Genomic DNA, 19094 nt, shown 5'->3' with positions numbered 1-19094 from the left:
CCGGATTCCGGTGCGCGGCCCCATCCATTTCCAGACCCTACCGGGCTGAGAACCTTGATGTTGCGGCCGAATAATCCTTCTCGATCCGCGCGACTATGGCCTCGACCGGCTCGACTGCGTCGATGAGACCGAGCCCTTGGCCCGCTGCCCAGATGTCTTTCCACCGACCGTGAACGTCGCCCGCGGCGTTGTAGTCACGTGCCGCGGGAGCGGTGAGCGCCTCGGGATCGAGCCCGTTGGCGATCAGGCTCGGCCGCAGCCAGGAAGCGGGGGTGCCGGTGACTCCGGAACTGACGATGAGGTCGTCCGATGCATGTTCGACCACCATCTGTTTGTAGTTGCTCGGTGCCATGCTCTCCGCAGCGGTCAGGAAACGAGTACCCATGTACACCAGATCGGCTCCCGCAGCGACGGCTCCCGCCACACCCCAGCCGTCGGCGATCCCACCACCGACGACGACCAGGCCGTCGAAGAATTCCCTTACGGCGGAAACGAATGCGAATGGTGACAGGTGTCCGGTGTGGCCACCGGCGCCGGCCGCGATGCAGGCCAGGCCGTCGACACCGAACCCGGCAGCCTTGCGGGCCAATCGAACGGTCGAGACGTCGGCGAGTACGAGACCGCCGTATCCCTTGACCGTGTCGATTACCGGCGCCGGAGGACCGAGAGCAGTGATGACGACAGGAGGCCGATGCTCGGCCACCAGTTTCAGGTCGTCGCCGAGTCGTTGATTGGAGCTGTGAGTCACAAGGTTGACGGCCCACGGAGCATCGAGCGGACCGGCAGCCTCGAGGCAATCGGTGATCGTGCCCATCCATTCGTCGAGTTCGGCGGTGGTGCGGCAGTTGGGAGTCGGAAATGCCCCGACCACACCGGCTGCGCCTGCTGCAACGACGAGTTCGGGTCCCGAGACGAGAAACATCGGTGCGACGACCACCGGTACTCGGAGTCTGGAGAGCAGGTCGGATGCGGACGAGGTCATCGGTTCTCCAGAAGGTCGGCGCGAATGTGGCGTCGCAACAGTTTGCCGACCGGGTTGCGGTGCAGCGTGTCGACGAGCGCGATACGTTCGGGCAGTTTGAACGAGGCAACCTCACGCGCACGTAGGTGAGCGACGAGGTCGGCGAGGGTCGGTTCCGTGTCTGGGGCCGGAACGACGACGGCGCAGCATTTCTCACCCAGGGTCTCGTCCGGAACGCCCACGATCGCAACCTCGGCGACAGCCGGATGATCCTGCAGGAGACCCTCGATTTCGGCGGGTGCGATGTTCATACCACCGCGAATGATGATCTCCTTGCTCCGGTCGACGAAGCGCAGATATTCGCCGTCGTCACCGCACAGTTCGAATATGTCGCCGCTGCAGAGGAACCCGTCCTCATCGAATGGGGTTGCGGCCGTAGATCCTTCGATGTACCCGGCGAACACGGTAGGGCCCTTCAAGCGAAGTTCGCCGCGACCGCCGACGGTGTCGACCCGCGAGCCGGTGACCGGGTCGACCAACCGCACCTCGGTGCTACGGCTCAGACGCACCGTCCACTGCCGGTCCGGTGCCGCATAATGCGGGAGGTGCTGGGCGCGGACTTCGGGATCCGGAATGTCCGATGGAGCTCCGAGCAGGCAGACGCCTTCGTTGGAGCCGAAGAAGTTGATGACCTCGATTCCGTGGTCGTTCTGCCATGCCGCGACGACCGAGGGCGGCAGGGGAGCGCCGCCCGCACCCACACGTCGCAACGACGACAGGTCGAACGCGGTGCGGAGTTCGTTCTGCTGCAACAGCATCGTGAGGATGGCGGGCGGCATCGTCGTGTGGGTTGCGCGGTGCTGCTCGATCTGGCGCAGGAACACGGTGATGTCGAGCGGGTGGTGATGGACGAGGTGTCCTCCGCCGATCAGCCACGGCAACAGCGCCGCCGCAAACCCGGCCATGTTGACCAGGGGGAACGGGTTGACCAGTACCGATTCCTCGGTGGTTTCGAGGCCGTCCTGAACGCCCTGGCCGATGGCGAGCCAGTCTGCGTGGCAGCGCGGTACTCCCTTGGGTGCTGCCTCGGTTCCGCTGGTCCAGCAGACTGTCACGCGGTCGCTGATGGCCCGTCGCAGTCCGGCCGTGTAGGTATCGGCGGCGATGACGAGATCGTCCGGGATGTCGTGGGACCCGAGTTCCACGGCGCCGAGGGGGGTATCCGGGCCGAACGCGAACACCGTGCGGAGGCTGTCGTGTGCCGGAACGAGTTCGAGGGCTTCGGTCGCGAGCAATCGGTCGCCGAACCTGCCGGTGGTGACCATTGCCACCACGTTGCAGGCCTCGATGATGCCGGAGAACTCGTTGCGTCGATACGACACGGGCATCGGCGTGGCCACGGCGCCGATCTGCCACAGTGCCAGATACGTTGTGGTGAGCGCGATCGAGTTCGGGACGAGCACCGCGATCGTGTCGTTCTTGCGGATTCCGTGGGCGTAGAGCACGGCCGCGATACGGCGAACGCTTTCCTTCAATTCGGCCCACGTCATCGACTGTGGATCAGCACCGGTGAGATCGGACAGATTCGAGGGGTCGGTGGTTGCGGCATGGTCCGGTCGACGTTCCACCCACGCCTCGAACAGATCGGTCAGTGTCTCGGTTTGCCACCACCCACGCGCAAGGTAGTCGGACACCTTGTCTGCCGGATGACGCACGTGGTCTGGGCGTGACGTCGAGAGTGAGGAGGACATCGGCGTACCTTTCGTCATCGCCCCTGCGGGGCGGGCCGGGTTCATGGTCGGACTCGTCGCAAGACCATTGCGGCGCCGAGCCCGAGCGCAGCGGGGATGGTCACGAGCGCATGCTCACCGTCGGTGCGTTCGAGCTGTTCGAGGGCATGGGCGACGAGGATTCCGCCGGTTGCGCCGAGGGGGTGCCCGACAGCGAGTGCGCCACCGCATGCATTGACTCGGGCAGGATCGATGTCGAGCTCGGCGATCATCATGAGCGGTGTGACAGCGAAGGATTCGTTCACTTCGACGATGTCGAGGTCTGCGGGTGTGAGTCCGGCCATCTCGAGTGCCCGCCGTGATGCCTCGACCGGTGCGGTGAGAAGTGGGGAGCGGACGGCAGTGTGCGCAGTTCCGGCGATCTGTGCTCGCGCCGGTAGCGACAGCACCGAGCCTGCTTCAGCATTCCCGATCACCACGGCGGATGCACAATCCGCAAGTTGAGGCGCGGTGGCTACGGTGTGCAACCCGGTGCCCGGACGCGGTGACTCCGGTAACTGCCGGGCCACCCGCTCCCAAGCGGGATCGTCACCGAAGAGCGCGGGCAGCACCGCAAGATCCTCGAGTGTGATGTCGGAGCGGATCCCTTCGTCGGATGTCAGCTCGGCACCGCCGGTCCTCACGGGGACCACGGCGGGCGATGGCGGAGCCGCAGCGGCCCTTCGGTGTGACTGCACTGCATAGGAATCGAGTACCTCGCGGGAGAAGCCGTATCGCGCGGCCGTCAGGTCCGCGGATACTCCGATGGTGACGAACCCGGTACGTTCGCCGAGATCCGGGTCCGTCGCGATCGGGGGAGAATCCGAGAGCATCGGCACCCGTGACATCGACTCGACTCCGCCGGCCACGATCACCCGAGCGAAGCCCGCGGACACGCGTGCCGCGGCACTGTCGAGTGCGTCGAGGCCGGAACAACACAGCCGTGAGACGACTCCTCCGGGAACGTGATCGGGCCACCGGGCCCACTGCACGGCGGCGCGCGCGAGGTCGCCTGCGTGTTCGCCGGTGACGGTGCTGATCCCGAGGATCACATCGTCGGTGACCTGCGATACCGGTGAGCGGTCTCCCAGCGCGGTGAGAAGTCGGCCGATCAGCTCGACGGGCGGTATACCGGCGAGTGTGCCGCCGTGGCGTCGGACGCGTGCCCTCGGTAAGCGGACGGCGTCGTAGATGTACGCGGTGTTCTTTCGGAGGGCGGTGTTCCTTCGGAGGGCGGTGGCGGTGCGGGGCGGGGTGTTTCGGGGCACAGGAGGGACACCTTCGGCGAGGGCGAAGCGATGCGTTCGCCATCGGTGGCGCACATCACTACAGGTAATGTAGTGATACCGGCGGCGCTCTGCGCTGTCAAGTGTTGGCCGGTCGCACAGCCACCGACTCGACTCGCGCCGTGGTGCGATCGACGGGTTCGTCGCAGCCTCGACATCTCAACACCGGTGTCAGGAGGGATCCGCAGGCACGATGGATGATCCGCAGAGGGCTCGGCGCGTCGGGATATGCCCGGATGGACCACCGGATCAGGAAGACGAACACCCCGAACAGTGCGCGACCGCGCGGGGTCAGCCGGTACTCCCGATGCGCACCGGCGGGCCGGGTGAGGATCTCGGCGTCGCACAAACGGGTGAGCCGATCGGTGAGGGTGGTGGGTGAGATGTCGAGTGCCGAGCGGAACTCCCCGAAGCGTCGTGCCCCGGACAGGGCGAGGCCGGTGATCGCTCCGCTCCAACGGTCGCCGAGTGCTTCCATCACCGCGTTGAACTGCATGTCTGCCTGCGGAGCATCGAGGGCGGGCCCGCGTGTGGACCGTCTCCGTGCACCCGACGTCACCGTCCAGACGGTCCGAGCGTCCATCTCGATGTCGGTGTCGTTACTGGTCACGGTCGCGCCGCAGTCCTGGCACATCACTGCGGCCGGTCCGCGGTGGCCGCAGGTGGTGTGCACCAGGTCGGGTTGCCATGCACCCTCGGGTGTCCATTCCCGTTGCCACCCCCAGATGCCGACGAGGATCTGCCAGGTGTCGTTGCCGAGGTCGGTGAGGAGGTATTCGTGTCGATCCGATGCGCCGAGCCGTGGCGAGCGGCGCAGAACCCCCGCATCGACGAGGGCATGTAGCCGGCCGGTCAGGACGGAGGGCGGGGCGCCGGTGAGGTCGAGCCACTGGTTGAACCGAGTGGTGCCGCTGACGAAAGCGTGACCGAGCAATGCGAGGCTGAGCCGGTCTCCGAGGAGATCGAGCGTGGCGGCGACCGGGTTGACGGCGGTCGCTTCGCCGCGGCTGTCGGGCTTCACGGTTCACCTCTTCCATTGGTAATGGCCCATTGCGGGACGCGAACCGTAGTGCTTCAATAACTGTACTGAATCGGCTCGGACGGCAGCGACGTCACTCCATCACTCTGACAACTCACGCCCGCTTCGTCGAATGTGAAAGCGAACACGACATGACTTCTGCGCAGGTATGGATCGCGGGCGGCCACCAGTCCGACTTCTCTCGGAACATCACCAGGGAAGGTCTCGACATCGGCGACCTCACCGCCGAGGTTGCGACGCACACCCTCGACGATGCAGGCATCGCGGCCGGCGATATCGAGGTGGTCCACGTGGGGAATGCCTTCGGTCAGCTCTACACCGGTCAGGGGCATCTCGGTGCGATGCCGGCCTCGATGATTCCCGAGCTGTGGGATGTTCCCGCCACTCGACACGAGGGTGCCTGCGCCTCGGGCTCGCTGGCGATCCTCGCCGCGATGGCCGACCTCGAATCCGGACGGTACGACACCGCGCTCGTTGTCGGAGTGGAGGTCGAGAAGACCGTGCCAGGAGACATCGGCACGAACTACATGAGCCCCGCGGCGTGGGTCGGCCGGGAAGGCCAGGATGCGAAGTACATGTGGCCCTACATGTTCAGTAGGATCGCCGATGAATACCGTGACCGTTACGGCTTGGACCCCGCGCACCTGTGGAGCATCTCCGAACTGAACATCCGCAACGCGCGCCGCAACCCCAATGCTCAGACTCGCACCCGTCACTATTCCCCGGAGTCGTTCACCGCAGACGACATCGAGAACCCGCTGGTGGAAGGGAGTCTCCGTCGGATCGACTGTGGACCTCTCACCGACGGTGCCGCCGGTGTCGTCCTCGTCAGCGACCGCTACGCCGAGCGGAACCCGGCATTCGACGCTCGGCCGCGCTCCCGCATCCTCGGTTGGGGACACCGCACCGTCGGCCTGTCACTCGACGACAAGCTCGCACGCAGTTCCGGTGATGCACTGATGTTCCCGCACCTGCGCGACACCATCGACGATGCGTTCGGACGAGCGGGACTCCGAGGTGTCGACGACGTCGATCTGATCGAGACACACGACTGTTTCAGTGTCAGTGAGTATCTGGCGATCGACCACTTCGGACTGACGGAACCCGGAGGGAGTTGGCGTGCCGTCGAATCGGGCGATCTCGAGATCGGGGGCCGGATGCCGATGAACCCCAGCGGGGGTCTGCTCGGCGGGGGTCACCCCGTGGGGGCAACCGGAGTGCGGATGGCACTGGACTGCCACCGGCAGGTCACCGGTACGGCCGGTGCCTACCAGGTCGACGGCGCACGTCGTGCGGCCACGCTCAATTTCGGTGGGAGTACCACCACAACCGTTTCCCTGATCATCGGCTGATACCAAGGAGGATGGATGGACCTCGAGATTCTCGGTCGGGCACTGTCGACGTTGCCAGCGGACGACGACCACCCGTACCGCACCGGGCCATGGAGGCCCCAGCACACGGAGTACCAGGCGGACGACCTCGAAGTGATCGGCGATCTGCCTGCCGACCTGGACGGCGTGTACATCAGAAACACCGAGAACCCGGTGCACCCTGCCCAGCAGGGGCGTTATCACCCCTTCGACGGCGACGGCATGGTGCACATCGCGGGATTCCGCGACGGGAAAGCGTTCTACCGGAATCGGTTCGTGAAGACGGAAGGGTTCACCGCTGAGCAGCAGGCCGGCCGCGCCTTGTGGGCGGGTATCGCGGAGAATCCAGCGAAGTCGGAGCGTGACGGCTGGTGCGCCCGCGGCCGTATGAAGGATGCATCGAGCACCGATGTCGCCTTCCACAACGGGGTGGCGCTCACGAGTTTCTGGCAGTGCGGAGACCTGTACCGGGTCGACCCGGTGTCGGGCGAGACTCTCGGGCGATCGGAGTGGGGTGGTGGATTCCCCTCCAGCCTCGGCGTTTCGGCGCATCCCAAGCCCGATCAGCGGACCGGCGAGATGTTGTTCTTCAACTACGGCACCGACGCGCCGTACATGAACTACGGGGTGGTCGACGCCCACGATGATCTCGTCCACTACACCGGCATCGAGCTGCCCGGCCCGCGTTTACCCCACGACATGGCGTTCACCGAGAACTACGCGATCCTCAACGATTGCCCGCTGTTCTGGGTTCCGGAAGCCCTCGCGGCGGGCAAATACGTGTCGCGGTTCCAGCCTGATCTGCCGATGCGTCTGGGTGTCATCCCGCGTCGTGGTGACGGCAGCGAAATTGTGTGGTTCGAGGCCGCATCGACTTATGTGCTGCACTGGACCAACGCTTACGAGAACGGCGACGAGATCGTCCTCGAAGGATTCCACCAGGAGACCCCGGAGCCGGAGGACACCGGAAACGGGTCGATGTACGAGCGGATGTTCCGCTTCCTCGCGCTCGATCGGATGGGCACGCATCTGCATCGCTGGCGTCTGAATCTGCGCACGGGCGGGGTAACGGAGGAGCGGCTCTCCGACCGGATCAGCGAGTTCGGCATGATCAACCCCGTTCACGCCGGCATCGCGCACCGCTACACCTACGCTGCGACGGGGAAACCGGGTTGGTTCCTGTTCGACGGTCTCGTCCGGCACGACACCGTCACTGGTGCCGAAGAGCACTTCTCTCTGGGGGAGGGGGTCTTCGGCAGTGAGACCGTGATGGCTCCGCGGGTCGGATCGACGGGGGAGGACGACGGATATCTCGTCACGATGACGGTCGACATGAACCGTGACCTTTCCGAGTGCCTGGTCTTCGACGCGCAGCGTCTCTCCGACGGTCCGCTCGCCCGGGTCCGGCTTCCGGAACGGATCAGCTCGGGAACGCACTCGACGTGGGCGCCGGGAGCACAGATCCCCGGCTGGCGTGACGCGGATCGTGCGGTGGACACCCTGGGCATGTAACTCGGCGGCCGCAGGTTTCTTTCGTTCCCGACTCGCTCTCGATAGTTCCGCTGCCGCCAGGTGAACGAGCAGTTATGGTTCTGCGCATGAGCGCGACGCGAAAGGTCACGACACGGCCACTGGCGGTATTCGCGGTCGGCGCCGGTGCCGCCGCGATGGCCGTACTGGCGGCGCCGACGGCCGCAGCGGATCCACTCGGCGACTGCGTTCGCAACGGCGGTGGCGTCGTGTCCATCGACGGAGCACCGCCTGTGGCACCGATTTTCGGCTTCGACGGTCTGAGACTGCTGGGAGTCGACGGCGGCAGTGGCAATTCCTGCATCACCAACGTCGGGCCGGGAGCTGTACACGTCGTGCATCCGGAGGGCCGCGAGCCGGGCCGCAACCATGTTGCCGACGCTCCGCTCGAGATGCGTGTCGACGGGGGCGTGGGCAACATCGCGGTCACGAACCTCGGGACGGGCGCCGTCACGGTCGACCGCCACTCGGTTGCGCCGCGTCCACAACCTGGTCCGCAACCTGCTGCGGCCACAACCGAGGAGCTGCCGCAGCTGGAACTCGACGCGGGTCACGACGGTGTGTTCGTCACCAACATCGGAACGGGCTCGGTCGACGTGGTCGACTGGGATCACGCGAGGGGGCAACTGCCCGCTGAGATCCCGGCTCCGCCAGGCATGGTCGTCACCGACCCGATCACCGGCAACGTGTATGTCACCAACCTTTTCGGTCCGGCAGTAACTGTCGTGGATCGTGCGGGAACGGTGTCGCAGGTGGTCGAGAAACCCGATCCGGTCAGCTCCCTCGACTACGGCACCAGCAACGTGTTCGTCACCAACATCGGGGGCGGAGCAGTCACCGTCGTGCGCGGATAGATCTTTTTGTCCCGAAATTCGGGGACTAGTATCACGCGGCGTTCACGAATGTGTCATATTCGTGATGGAGACTGTGGCGTGGCGTGATACGGCGAGAAGGTCGGGGGATTTTCGGATGCGTTTCGGTAGGGCATCGACGATGTTGGCAGCTGCAGTAGCTCTGGTGGGTTCGATAGTGGCAACGCCTGCGGCGCACGCAGATCCGGGTGGGTGCCCGACGTTGAACGTGATTGCGGTCCCCGGGACGTGGGAAACCTCGAGTACCCCGGATCCCGAGCGTGGTAACGGCATGCTGGCACAGGTCACATCCGGGTTACCTGCCGGTGCCCGCGTCGACTACGTGCAGTACCCGGCCACCGCATTCCCGTGGGAGGGCGACATGTACGCGGCCTCCCGCAACCGTGCCGTCGACAATGCACGCAACCTGATCGCGGGTACTGCGGCGCACTGCCCGGGTACCGACTTCGCGCTCGTGGGCTACAGCCAGGGCGCCGACGCCGCGGGCGATCTCGCCGCCGAGATCGGCACCGGGCTCGGCGTGATCCCCCCGCACCGTCTCACGGCGGTCGGGCTGATCTCCGATCCTCGTCGCTCCGAAGCGGATCCGCTCGTCGGGCCTCCGGTGCCCGGAAACGGTGCCGGTGGATCCCGTGTCGGCGGTTTCGGGCTCGTCAGCCCCAATATCCGTACCATCTGCGCCGTCGGCGATCTTTACTGCTCGACGCCGCCCGACGACTTCGTGACCCGCCTCGCCGGATTCCTGGCAATCTCGGCCGGCACCCAGCCCGGCGAGTTCGAGAACTACCGCGACGAGGCGACCCTCCTCTACAACGACATCATTGCCGCCGGTGGGGTGCCCACTCTCCAACTGCAGATCAGCCCGGAGGCGAACGTCGAGCGGGAGACGCAGATCCGAGAGTTCTACGGGTCGCAGATCCACCAGGACTACTCGAACTATGCGGTCGACGACCGCCACACGACAGCAACGATCTGGCTCCGCGACTGGCTCACCTCGAAGGTGTGACGCTGCGCGGGGGCACGCGTCAGTCGATGTCGAACCGCGAGCCCACTCGCACCACCCGGGGAGCCAAGCGGCTCAGCCACTTACGCGCCTTCGCGCCTGGAGCAACGGTGACGATGGGCCGATTGTGGCGCACCGCGGACACGATCGCGTCGGCCACTCGTTCGGGCTCGACGTGCAGTCTGCGGTAGATCGACAGCGCGCGGTCCCGACGCGCAGCGCGCTTCTCGGAGCTGGGTGCCGCGTAGGCGCTGTTGCGGGTCAGGTTCGTGTTGACCAGATCCGGGCACACCACCGTGACGCCGATGCCGTGCTCGATCAGCTCGGCGCGTAGGCATTCCGACAGCATGAAGACCGCAGCCTTGCTCGTCGAATAGGCGGTGAGGTTCCGCTGCGTCATGAAGGCCGCTGCCGAGGCCACATTCACGATGTGTCCGCCGGTGCCGCGTTCGATCATCTGGGTGGTGAAGGCGCGGCACCCGTAGACGGTGCCCCAGAAGTTCACCTCCATCACATTCTCGAAGAGGCTCTGCGGGGTCTCGACGAACGCGCCGATCGCGCCGATCCCCGCGTTGTTCACGAGAACATCGGGAACTCCGTGTCGCGACCGGACGGTGGCCGCGAACTCGCGGATCTGTTCCTCGTCGGCGACATCGAGCTCGTAAGCGTGTGCACCGCCGCCGAAGACGGCGGTCGAGCCACCTGCAGAGTCGGGATGGTCGATCAGGGCGACGGTGTCGCGGGCGCCGTCGAGATCTTTGTCGGCCACCACGACGATTGCGCCTTCGGCCGCGAAGGCGCGGGCGGAGGCACGGCCGATACCGCTCGCACCGCCGGTCACCACCACCAGCGTTCCCGTCAGATCGTTCAGACGCGAGCGGATCGCTGTGCCGGCTCGCCATCGACGGATCTGCGCGTACCGAGTGGGCATACACTCCATCAAACACGACTGGACCGAGGTGTGGCGGATCCTGCGATCACACCACGGTGACCGAGCGGGTGTGCCATCCACTTGCGCCGTCGGGGATTGGCTCGACGCGTACTTCGGTCTGGACTTCATCGTCCTTGTCGGTGGCCCGTACCTGAAGAGTGTGAGTGCCGGGTACGGCCTGCCATCTCCAGTACCACTGGCGCCAGGTGTCGATGGAGTATTCCTCGGCGAGGGTCGCGTCGGCCCACGGTCCGTCGTCGACCCGCACCTCGACCCGGGAGATGCCGCGGTGCTGTGCCCACGCGGTACCGGCGACCAGGACCTCGCCGGCAGAGACCCGAGCGAACGAGGCCGGGACGTCGATCCGGGACGCGGTCTTGATCGGGGCCTTCTCGGCCCAACCCCGTCGCGTCCAGTACGCCTGCGCCCGATCGAACCGGGTGACCTCCCAGTCCACGACCCATTTTGTGGCCGAGACGAATCCGTACAGCCCGGGTACTACCTGCCGAGCGGGGTAGCCGTGTTCGAACGGCAGTGGCTCGCCGTTCATCGTCACCGCGAGCAGTGCGTCCCGGCCGTCGCGCAGGATGTCGATCGGCGTTCCCACGGTGAACCCGTCGGCACTGGTGGACAGCAGCATGTCGGCGTCGGGGGAGATGCCTGCCTCGTCGAGCAGATCCTTGATCGGGTAACCGACCCAGGTGGCGGTACCGGCGAGGTCGCCGCCGACCTCGTTGGACACGCAGGTCAAAGTGATGGTTCGCTCGATCGGTGTGCGGGCCATGAGATCACGCCAGCTCAACGTGATCTCTCGGTCGACCATGCCGTGTATCCGCAGACTCCAGTCGTCGGTGGTGAGCATCGGAACCTGCAATGCGGTGTCGATGCGGTAGAAGACGTTGTTGCCGGTGACGAAGGACGTCGCCCCGGGCACCGCGATCTCGGTACCCGAGGCGACTGCAGGCGCCCGGTCACTCATTCCTACGAGCGGTAGGACGAATGCCATGCGGTTGCGGACGGCACCGGCGATCGAGCCCGCGAGATGGCGTCCCGCCACTCCCGCAGCGACCGCCACTGCCGCTGCGGTGCTCGCGACCGTGAGGAAGCGTCGACGGGACACCCCCGCGAGGGTGGGGGCGGGCGTGTGTCCGGCCTCGTCGCGTTCGGGAGCGCGGCACGTGAGGAGTCGCAGCGTGAGGATGCCTGCGGCGACACCCACGATCGTCGGGAGGGCATCGACCGGGGTCGCACCGGGACGAGACAACGCCGCGTACACCCCGACCAGTCCGAGAACTACGAGCACGATGCTGCCGTAGGGACGGCGAGGTCGTTCGACGACACCCGCGACCGCGGCGAATACCGCGATCAGGATGCTCATCCCGATGAACAGCGCCGCCTTGTCGTTGGTTCCGAACGCGGTGATCGCGATCTCGCGTGCCCACGCGGGACTCCGGTCGACAGTCGTGGAGCCGACGGCGAAGAAGGGGGATGCCGACGACCCGAACGGCACCGCCACGAGCTCGCCGATTCCGAGCACGACTCCGGCGGACAGCACACCCGCCAGTGCCCGTGCCGGAATGCCGAGCCGGAGGGACGGGCGGTGGTCGCCAGAGTCTCCGGTGACGGAGCCCTCCTGCCGAGCGTCTCCACTAGTCGCCATGCCCACCGCCCTTCTGAAAGATCGAGAAGGGGTTCGGCGCCGACCGCGACTCGGATGGGTGCGGACCGGACGTGCCGCTCGTTCAGCGGCAGCAGGTGATGTCAGCCGAGGAAGACGAAGTGCGACGGCCCGCCACCAGGCGCCGACGAGCCGGTGATCGCCGGGAAGTTGAACGGGAGCTCGGTCAGTTTGTGCGGATTCCCGTTCGCGTCGGCCTGCCAGCATTCGAGGAGCACCCCGTGGAACTGGGTGCACTCGATACGTGTCGACTCTCCGTAGGGCGAGGTGAGCCGGTTCTCGGCAACCAGCGGATTCCAGAACTCGCCGTCGCTCGGAACGAGGAAGTCGGGTTGCTCGACGACACTGACCGCACCGTTGCCGGAGGGCCATTCCTCGGCGACTGCAGTGCCGGCCGCTGCGAGCACAGTGGCGCCGGCGAGAGCAGCGACGGACAGTGTTCGGGTGAGGATGCGCATGGTCTCTCAGCGTAGGTGCCTGCGCGCGGTCGGTGTGAGGGATTCACACACGCAGGGTGTCGCGCACGTGCCCTGTTTCGTTGATCGACGCGACCCTGCGCCGACCGCTGCGGGAGACGAGAACGCGCGTGAGCGACGCGTACTCGATGGGGAACGCCAGCGGCAGCTCTAGCCCGAGAAGATCCTGCAGCACGATATTGATGACGCCACCGTGCGCGACGATCACCGCGGTGTCCTCGTGTGAGCAGGAGGACACGACCTGGTCGACGGAAGCCAGCACCCGGCTGCGGAAAAGTTCCGCATCGACGAAATCGGGCAAGTGACCTGCGAGGATGCGTTTGTAGGCATCGGATCCGAGGTCTTTGGCGGTTTCGAACGGAATGTAGTGATCGAGTTCGTAGTCGTACTCCGCGAGCCCCTTGATCTGCTCGGCCGGCAGTGTCAGCCTCTCTGCGAGAGGCTGCGCTGTCTGGAGTGCCCGGAGTTGCGGGCTCGAGAACAACCGCGCGATTCGGTAGGGCGCGAGTGCTTCCACGAGACGTCCGGCCTGCACCAGACCCTGTTCGGTGAGGGACGGATCGGCACGCCCCAGGTTCACGCGGGCGTACTCAGGCTGGGCGTGGCGGATCAGGAGAAGCTGCACGAGCTCCACCATGCCAGGTGAGCCCCTCGAGGTGGGACCGCCCCCGTTTCACGTGAAACACTGTCGTGCAGTGCGCCCCGAACTGTGTCCTGGACCATCATCGTCCGCCCTGCAAGTACTGCGATGTGTCGTTGTCTCGGGAGAGTCGTCGCGGGCGCTCGGTGATCGCCGTGGGGCTCGATGCCTGGATCTCGGCGAGCAAGCGTGCGGGGAAGTAGATCGATGCCGTCACGCCGGCATTGGTGTCCGAGTCGAACGTGGGGCGAAGTCGGACGTTCATGCCGTTGCGCGCGGCGAGACGTCCCACCACGAACAGACCCATCTGCCGGGGTGCGTTGACATCGGCCTCGTCGCCATCGGAGAGGCGGGTATTGATCTCGTCGAGCGCATCACGGGGGATACCGATTCCGACATCGGCGATCTCGAGGAGAAGTCCGCCGCCCTCCGCAGAGGTGAACTCCAGCCGCACGGAGCTGTTCGGAGGTGACGCCCGCAGGGCGTTGTCGACGAGCTCGGCGATCATGTGCACGACGTCGTCGATGGCGATCCCGAGGAGATATCCGTGCGGGGTGCGCCCGATGTGAACCCGCTGGTAGTTCTCGACCTGGGAGACCGCGCCGCGCAACACGTCGGTGAGCGGTGCCGGTGAGGTCCGTGTGCGGGGACGAGTACCGGCGAGCACGAGCAACGACTCGCCGGTGCGACGCATCCGCGCTGCGAGATGGTCGAGCGAGAACAGACTTTGGAGGCGGACCGGGTCCTTCTCCTGGTATTCGAGCGAATCGATGAGTGAGAGCTGCTGTTCGACGAGGGTCTTGTTTCGGCGCGCGAGTGTCTCGAACATGACGTTCACCTGCTGCCGGAGGTGTGCCTGCTCGCCTGCGAGACGGAGTGCTTCGTTCTTCATCGAATCGACGGCCCGTGACACCTGACCGATCTCTTCGTCGGTGTCGATGCCGATCGGAGCGAGCTGAACGCTGTCGACGGAGGCGCCCTCCTTCACCGCTGCGATGGCAGCGGGCAGTTCGGTATCCGCGGCGGCCAGAGTTTCCTTGCGGAGACGGCGAAGCGGGAGCCCGAGCGACCGTGCGACGGTCAGGCCGAGGGCGAGGGCGACCACAAGCAGCGTTCCGATCAGGATCGAATCGCGGATGGCATCGGATCGTGCGTCGGAGGTGAGGCGGTCGAGCGTCGCAGTGATCTGTTCGCTGGCGTGAACGATGCTGTCGGCGTACGGCTGCGAGGCCGCGACCATCGAGCCACGCAATTGCTCACCGAATGCGGCGGTGGGCGTGTAGTTCTGGATCAACGCACGGCGCGACGCGATGCCGTCGAGCATTCCTTCGATCTGGCCGGTGTCGAGCCTCGACCCGAGGAGAAGTCGCAGCGTCGAATCCTCGTTGTTGACGGCCTTCAACGCAGCCGTCTGTGCCGCATCGGGATTGGTCGCGAACAAAGCCAGCGATTCCATCTCACTGAGCAGGTTGAGCTGCGCGTCCCACACGGTGATCAGGTTGGAAGCATCGACGAGTGCTTCGTTGTCTTCGAGAAGGTCGAAGATGTCGCGGAAGATGTCCTTGCACCGGACGAGAAAATCGATGGTCCTCCGCTGGCGTTCCTCCGGGGCCATACCCGAGTTCATCACGCCGTCGTGGAGGATCCCGCCGTCGGCGAGGAGTGCGTCGAGTTCTTTGCGGATTGTGGGTTGGAGTCCGCTGCCGTCGGCGATGTCGACCGCGTTCCGCATCGTCGCCGTGATCGCCTCCGAGGTGGTGATTGTCGGAGGGATGCCGAGGCCGGTCACGGTCACCATGCTGACGAGCGCGGTGGAGTAGTCGAGTAGTGCGGGTGCGACGGCGATCTGTTCGGACAGGGCATCGTACCGGCGAGATTCCTCGAGCTGGGTGGTGATGCGGAGGCCGCCGAGCAACATGGCGGCGAGCAACGGAACGGCAACGATGACGCCGAGCTTGTACCTCAGCCGCCAGTTGCCGAGCCGTAGGAGACGGTTGCGGCGAAGATTCACGCTCGGATTGTTCCTTCCACACAAGGCGATTCCTGTGCATCGCAGAATGCACAGGAATACGTTCTACCCGTAAATTCCGATCTTGTATATATCCCGTCCCAAACTTTGGGTAAAGGACTTCGGAATCGACTGCGGATTGTGTGCCGTCCTATATGTCCTGTCCAGCTGTATTGCGAGGTTTTACGAACGGGAACGCCAGCGACTCGCGGATGCTGCCACCGAGGATGAGCATCACGATCCGGTCGACGCCCATGCCGAGACCGCCTGTCGGCGGCATCGCGTACTCGAGTGCGTACAGGAAATCGTCGTCGAGCTCCATCGCTTCCTCGTCGCCGCCTGCGGCGAGACGCGATTGCTCGGTGAGGCGCGCCCGCTGATCGATCGGGTCGGTCAATTCGCTGTAGGCGGTGCCGAGTTCGACACCCCACGCGACCAGGTCCCACTTCGCAGCGAGACCTCGCTTCCGAGGATGAGGCCTGGTCAGAGGCGAAATCGACGTGGGGAAATCGGTGTAGAACGTGGGGAACTCGGTCCGGGACTCGACCAGGTGTTCGTAGAGTTCCTGCGCCGTGGCGCCCGCGTCCCATGCCGGGTCGTAGGCGATCGTGCGTTCGTCGCACATCCGGCGCAGTACCTCGACCGGAGTCTCGGCATCGACGAAGGTGCCGAGGGCCTCGGACAGTGCGTCGTGGAACGTCTTCACCGGCCACTCCCCGGAGATGTCGATCTCCACCGGTGCGCCGTCATCGCCGGGGCGAACGATGATCTCGCGTCCATGTGCCGCGACGGCCGCACTCTGGATCAGGGTGCGTGCGAGTGTGAGCATCTTCTCGTAGTCGCTGTGGGCCTCGTACGCCTCGAGAATGGTGAATTCCGGGTTGTGCTTGAAATCTGTACCTTCGTTGCGGAATACGCGTCCGATCTCGAACACTTTCTCCATTCCGGCCACGCACAGCCGCTTGAGGTACAGCTCGGGTGCGATCCGCAGATACAGGTCGGTGTCGTATGCGTTGATGTGCGTGGTGAACGGCGCGGCGTTGGCTCCGCCGTGGACGGACTGCAGAATCGGCGTCTCGACCTCGAGGTATCCGCGTTCCTGCAGTTGGTCGCGCAGGGACCGCACCACCGCGCTGCGGGCCGCGAGTAGTCGCCGGGCATCGCTATCGACCGCCAGATCCACATACCGCCTGCGGACTTTCGCCTCCGGATCGACCAGGCCCCGCCATTTGTCCGGTAGCGGATGCAGGCATTTTCCGTTGATTCGCCACGAGTCGGCCAGCAATGAGATCTCGCCGGTACGACTGCGTCCCATCTCGCCGGACACTTCGACGAGATCGCCGAGGTCGAACAGGAATTGCCGGCCGGCGACGCGTTCGCGGTCGATGAGGATCTGCAGATCGCCGGACCAGTCGCGCACGACGGCGAAGAGTACGCCACCGAAATCGCGGATCCGCAGGATGCGCCCGGCGACCCGAACGGGGCCCCCGCGCGTCGTCGCGAGGGCTTCGGCGACGGTATGCGTCGGCGGGTCGGCGATCGGATAAGGGTCGACGCCGTACTCGACGATCCGTTCCAGCGTGTCCCTCCGCACGCGGTCCTGCTCGGGGCGTCGCTGCAGGTTGGGGGAGCGCTCCGAACGATCGGCGGTGGAAGCGATCTCCGCGGCGCTCCCGTCGTCGTGCACCGCTCCCGACTCGACGAGCCCGTCGGGCACCATCGAAGTGGTTCCGGTGTGCTTCCGGATGTTTCGACGTCCGAAGCTGGGGACGGTGAGAAATCCCTCGGCCACTGCGGATGCCATTGCGACGCGAGGGATTTCGCGGTGGTCGCGGAAGCAGAGGAAACGCGGAATCCACTCCGGGTGGTACTTGACGTTGGATCGGTAGAGCGCCTCGAGCTGCCACCAACGGGAGAAGAACAGCAGGATCGACCGCCACATCCGCATGATCGGCCCGGCCCCGATGCGGGAGCCTTCTTCGAAAGCCGAGCGGAACACCGCGAAGTTCAGCGAGATGCGCTCGATTCCGAAAAGTGTTGCATGCGTTGCGAGTTCAGTGACCATGAACTCGACGACACCATTCGGTGCCGTCGGGTCCCGGCGCATCAGATCGAGCGATACGCCGTTCTCGCCCCAGGGTGCGAGCGACAGCATCGCCACGGGTGTGCCGTCGACGACGGCCTCCACGAGCAGACAGTTCGCGTCGAGCGGATCGCCGAGGCGGCCGAGTGCCATGGAGAATCCACGCTCGGTGTCGGTGTCTCGCCACGCATCGGCGAGGCGGATGACGTTGGCCATCTCGACGGTTCCGAGATCATAGTGACGTCGAATGCGCACGGACACATCGTGTTTACGTGCTCGGTTGACCGCCTGCCGGACCGGCTTCATATTGTGGCCGCTGAGCGAGAATCCCTGTGTGTGCAGCACGGCCTCGTCGCCGAGTTGCAAGACCGACAGTCCGGCACGGTGATACGCCTTCGCGCCGTCCTCGCTCGCGCCCATCACCGCCGGTGTCCACCCGTACGCACGTGCAACACCGAGCCATTCGCCGATCGCGTGCGGCCACGCTTCGGCGTCGCCGATCGGATCACCCGACGCCAGGCACACACCGACTTCGACGCGATAGGTGACTGCGGCCTTACCGCTCGGTGCGAACACCACGGCTTTGTCACGTCGGGTTGCGAAGTAGCCGAGCGAGTCGTCGCCGTGCTGGTCGAGGAGTCCTCGGATCGCGGATTCATCCGTCCCGGTGAGCGCGTTCGTCGAGCGCTGCGAGCGGAACAGCACGAGCAGTGCGGCGATCAGGGCGAGCGCGCCGAGCGCACCGAGGGCGGTGCTGATGAGCCAGTGCGTGTGACCCGCGAACTGGTCGTTGTCGATGAACGTCAGGGCGGTGACGCGGTTGATCGCCCACCACAATCGGTCTTCGGGAGGCAACGATCCGGGGAACAGTTCGACGAGGCCCCAACCGATCATGGTCGCTGCGAGAAGACCTCCCACGAGGACGGCCAGGGACCACGGGATCGAGCCCGGTCGCACGCGCGTATCGAACTCGCCGAACGAGAGCAGGAGAACACCGACGAGCACCAGGTGGACGATCAGCGCCGCGAGGTGGCCGGGGTCACGCTCCATGATCGCGAGCATCAGATTCGTGAGCGCGAAACCACCGAGGTAGATCGTGAGGATCCACCAGGCGATGCGTTTGCGTCCGGCGATCGCAGCGGCGAGCACCGCCACGACGAACGCGAACGACAGGCTCGTGTCCGGCGCGTCGAAGTAGTACTCGTCGAGGTACTCGCGCGGTGTATGGAGCCAGACTCGCAACGTAGGTGAGAGCGACCACAGCGCTACCACCCCCGCGTACACGGCGAGCGCGACCCCGAAGACATGAGGTACGGCGGCTGTCACGCGAGCGGCGAGACGTGAGGATCTCGTGGGTGCTGTGGAAGACGGAGCCGTCACCGGGGACGGTGGATCCGGCCTCGCGGTGATTTCCGCAGACATGCCCCGACCGTAGCGGTGTCGGGGCA

Annotated in this window: 14 protein-coding genes; 4 read left to right on the top strand and 10 right to left on the bottom strand. The window is 65.6% G+C overall.

All coding sequences use genetic code 11. The features are described 5' to 3' along the window. Nucleotides 1–37 precede the first annotated feature (37 nt). The 4 genes from ACFWB0_RS19210 to ACFWB0_RS19195 all read right to left on the bottom strand — a co-directional run bounded on the left by ACFWB0_RS19210 (nt 38) and on the right by ACFWB0_RS19195 (nt 5037). Nucleotides 38–982 (bottom strand): NAD(P)H-dependent flavin oxidoreductase, encoded by a 945-nt coding sequence (locus tag ACFWB0_RS19210; protein ID WP_378492052.1) that lies wholly within the window; start codon nt 980–982, stop codon nt 38–40. Beyond that, nucleotides 979–2712 carry a class I adenylate-forming enzyme family protein gene (locus ACFWB0_RS19205; protein WP_378492051.1) on the bottom strand — a complete coding sequence of 578 codons (1734 nt, stop codon included), beginning with the start codon at nt 2710–2712 and terminating at the stop codon, nt 979–981. The genes ACFWB0_RS19210 and ACFWB0_RS19205 overlap by 4 nt, the downstream gene beginning before the upstream one ends. 41 nt (nt 2713–2753) lie before the next feature. Continuing rightward, on the bottom strand, nt 2754–3998 hold the full coding sequence (locus ACFWB0_RS19200; RefSeq protein ID WP_378492050.1) for an acetyl-CoA C-acyltransferase: 1245 nt from the start codon (nt 3996–3998) through the stop codon (nt 2754–2756). A 97-nt stretch (nt 3999–4095) separates the two neighbouring features. Beyond that, on the bottom strand, nt 4096–5037 hold the full coding sequence (locus tag ACFWB0_RS19195; RefSeq protein ID WP_378492049.1) for a winged helix-turn-helix transcriptional regulator: 942 nt from the start codon (nt 5035–5037) through the stop codon (nt 4096–4098). Nucleotides 5038–5186: 149 nt separating this feature from the next. On the opposite strand from ACFWB0_RS19195, the gene ACFWB0_RS19190 reads away from it, so the two are divergent. The 4 genes from ACFWB0_RS19190 (at nt 5187) to ACFWB0_RS19175 (ending at nt 9833) form a co-directional block, all read left to right on the top strand. Then, entirely contained in the window at nt 5187–6407 is a 1221-nt protein-coding gene (locus ACFWB0_RS19190) for an acetyl-CoA acetyltransferase (protein WP_378492048.1), read from the top strand. 15 nt (nt 6408–6422) lie between these two features. After that, on the top strand, nt 6423–7937 hold the full coding sequence (locus ACFWB0_RS19185; protein ID WP_378492047.1) for a carotenoid oxygenase family protein: 1515 nt from the start codon (nt 6423–6425) through the stop codon (nt 7935–7937). A gap of 86 nt (nt 7938–8023) precedes the next feature. Continuing rightward, nucleotides 8024–8809 (top strand): YncE family protein, encoded by a 786-nt coding sequence (locus ACFWB0_RS19180; protein ID WP_378492046.1) that lies wholly within the window; start codon nt 8024–8026, stop codon nt 8807–8809. A 115-nt stretch (nt 8810–8924) separates the two neighbouring features. Then, a complete protein-coding gene (locus ACFWB0_RS19175) occupies nt 8925–9833 on the top strand; it encodes a cutinase family protein (RefSeq protein WP_378492045.1) in 909 nt (302 codons plus the stop codon). Nucleotides 9834–9852: 19 nt separating this feature from the next. On the opposite strand, the gene ACFWB0_RS19170 is transcribed toward ACFWB0_RS19175, so the two are convergent. From ACFWB0_RS19170 to lysX, 6 genes are all read right to left on the bottom strand, one after another. Next, complete coding sequence (locus tag ACFWB0_RS19170; RefSeq protein ID WP_378492044.1) at nt 9853–10761, bottom strand: SDR family NAD(P)-dependent oxidoreductase; 909 nt, start codon at nt 10759–10761, stop codon at nt 9853–9855. Nucleotides 10762–10807: 46 nt separating this feature from the next. Next, nucleotides 10808–12421 (bottom strand): molybdopterin-dependent oxidoreductase, encoded by a 1614-nt coding sequence (locus ACFWB0_RS19165; RefSeq protein WP_378492043.1) that lies wholly within the window; start codon nt 12419–12421, stop codon nt 10808–10810. Nucleotides 12422–12522: 101 nt separating this feature from the next. Further along, nucleotides 12523–12897: a hypothetical protein gene (locus ACFWB0_RS19160; RefSeq protein ID WP_378492042.1), complete on the bottom strand. Its 375-nt coding sequence runs from the start codon at nt 12895–12897 to the stop codon at nt 12523–12525. A 43-nt stretch (nt 12898–12940) separates the two neighbouring features. After that, the gene (locus ACFWB0_RS19155) at nt 12941–13540 is read right to left on the bottom strand and encodes a histidine phosphatase family protein (RefSeq protein ID WP_378492056.1); all 600 of its coding nucleotides are present in this window, start codon (nt 13538–13540) and stop codon (nt 12941–12943) included. A 97-nt stretch (nt 13541–13637) separates the two neighbouring features. After that, a complete protein-coding gene (locus ACFWB0_RS19150) occupies nt 13638–15566 on the bottom strand; it encodes a sensor histidine kinase (protein WP_378492041.1) in 1929 nt (642 codons plus the stop codon). A gap of 148 nt (nt 15567–15714) precedes the next feature. Continuing rightward, entirely contained in the window at nt 15715–19068 is a 3354-nt protein-coding gene (lysX, locus tag ACFWB0_RS19145; protein ID WP_378492040.1) for a bifunctional lysylphosphatidylglycerol synthetase/lysine--tRNA ligase LysX, read from the bottom strand. Between the last annotated feature and the right edge of the window lie 26 nt (nt 19069–19094).

The organism is Rhodococcus sp. NPDC060086 (assembly GCF_042730275.1).
GTDB lineage: Bacteria > Actinomycetota > Actinomycetes > Mycobacteriales > Mycobacteriaceae > Rhodococcus.
Note: the sequence above shows the minus strand (reverse complement) of the source record. Positions and strands in the feature narration are given on the sequence as shown.

Bases quoted from the DNA above. Each gene is read 5' to 3' on its own strand.
- ACFWB0_RS19180 (WP_378492046.1), top strand. From the start codon at position 8,024: ATGAGCGCGACGCGAAAGGTCACGACACGGCCACTGGCGGTATTCGCG.
- ACFWB0_RS19190 (WP_378492048.1), top strand. From the start codon at position 5,187: ATGACTTCTGCGCAGGTATGGATCGCGGGCGGCCACCAGTCCGACTTC.
- ACFWB0_RS19165 (WP_378492043.1), bottom strand. From the start codon at position 12,421: ATGGCGACTAGTGGAGACGCTCGGCAGGAGGGCTCCGTCACCGGAGAC.
- ACFWB0_RS19205 (WP_378492051.1), bottom strand. From the start codon at position 2,712: ATGTCCTCCTCACTCTCGACGTCACGCCCAGACCACGTGCGTCATCCG.
- lysX (WP_378492040.1), bottom strand. From the start codon at position 19,068: ATGTCTGCGGAAATCACCGCGAGGCCGGATCCACCGTCCCCGGTGACG.
- ACFWB0_RS19170 (WP_378492044.1), bottom strand. From the start codon at position 10,761: ATGCCCACTCGGTACGCGCAGATCCGTCGATGGCGAGCCGGCACAGCG.
- ACFWB0_RS19160 (WP_378492042.1), bottom strand. From the start codon at position 12,897: ATGCGCATCCTCACCCGAACACTGTCCGTCGCTGCTCTCGCCGGCGCC.
- ACFWB0_RS19210 (WP_378492052.1), bottom strand. From the start codon at position 982: ATGACCTCGTCCGCATCCGACCTGCTCTCCAGACTCCGAGTACCGGTG.
- ACFWB0_RS19185 (WP_378492047.1), top strand. From the start codon at position 6,423: ATGGACCTCGAGATTCTCGGTCGGGCACTGTCGACGTTGCCAGCGGAC.
- ACFWB0_RS19175 (WP_378492045.1), top strand. From the start codon at position 8,925: ATGCGTTTCGGTAGGGCATCGACGATGTTGGCAGCTGCAGTAGCTCTG.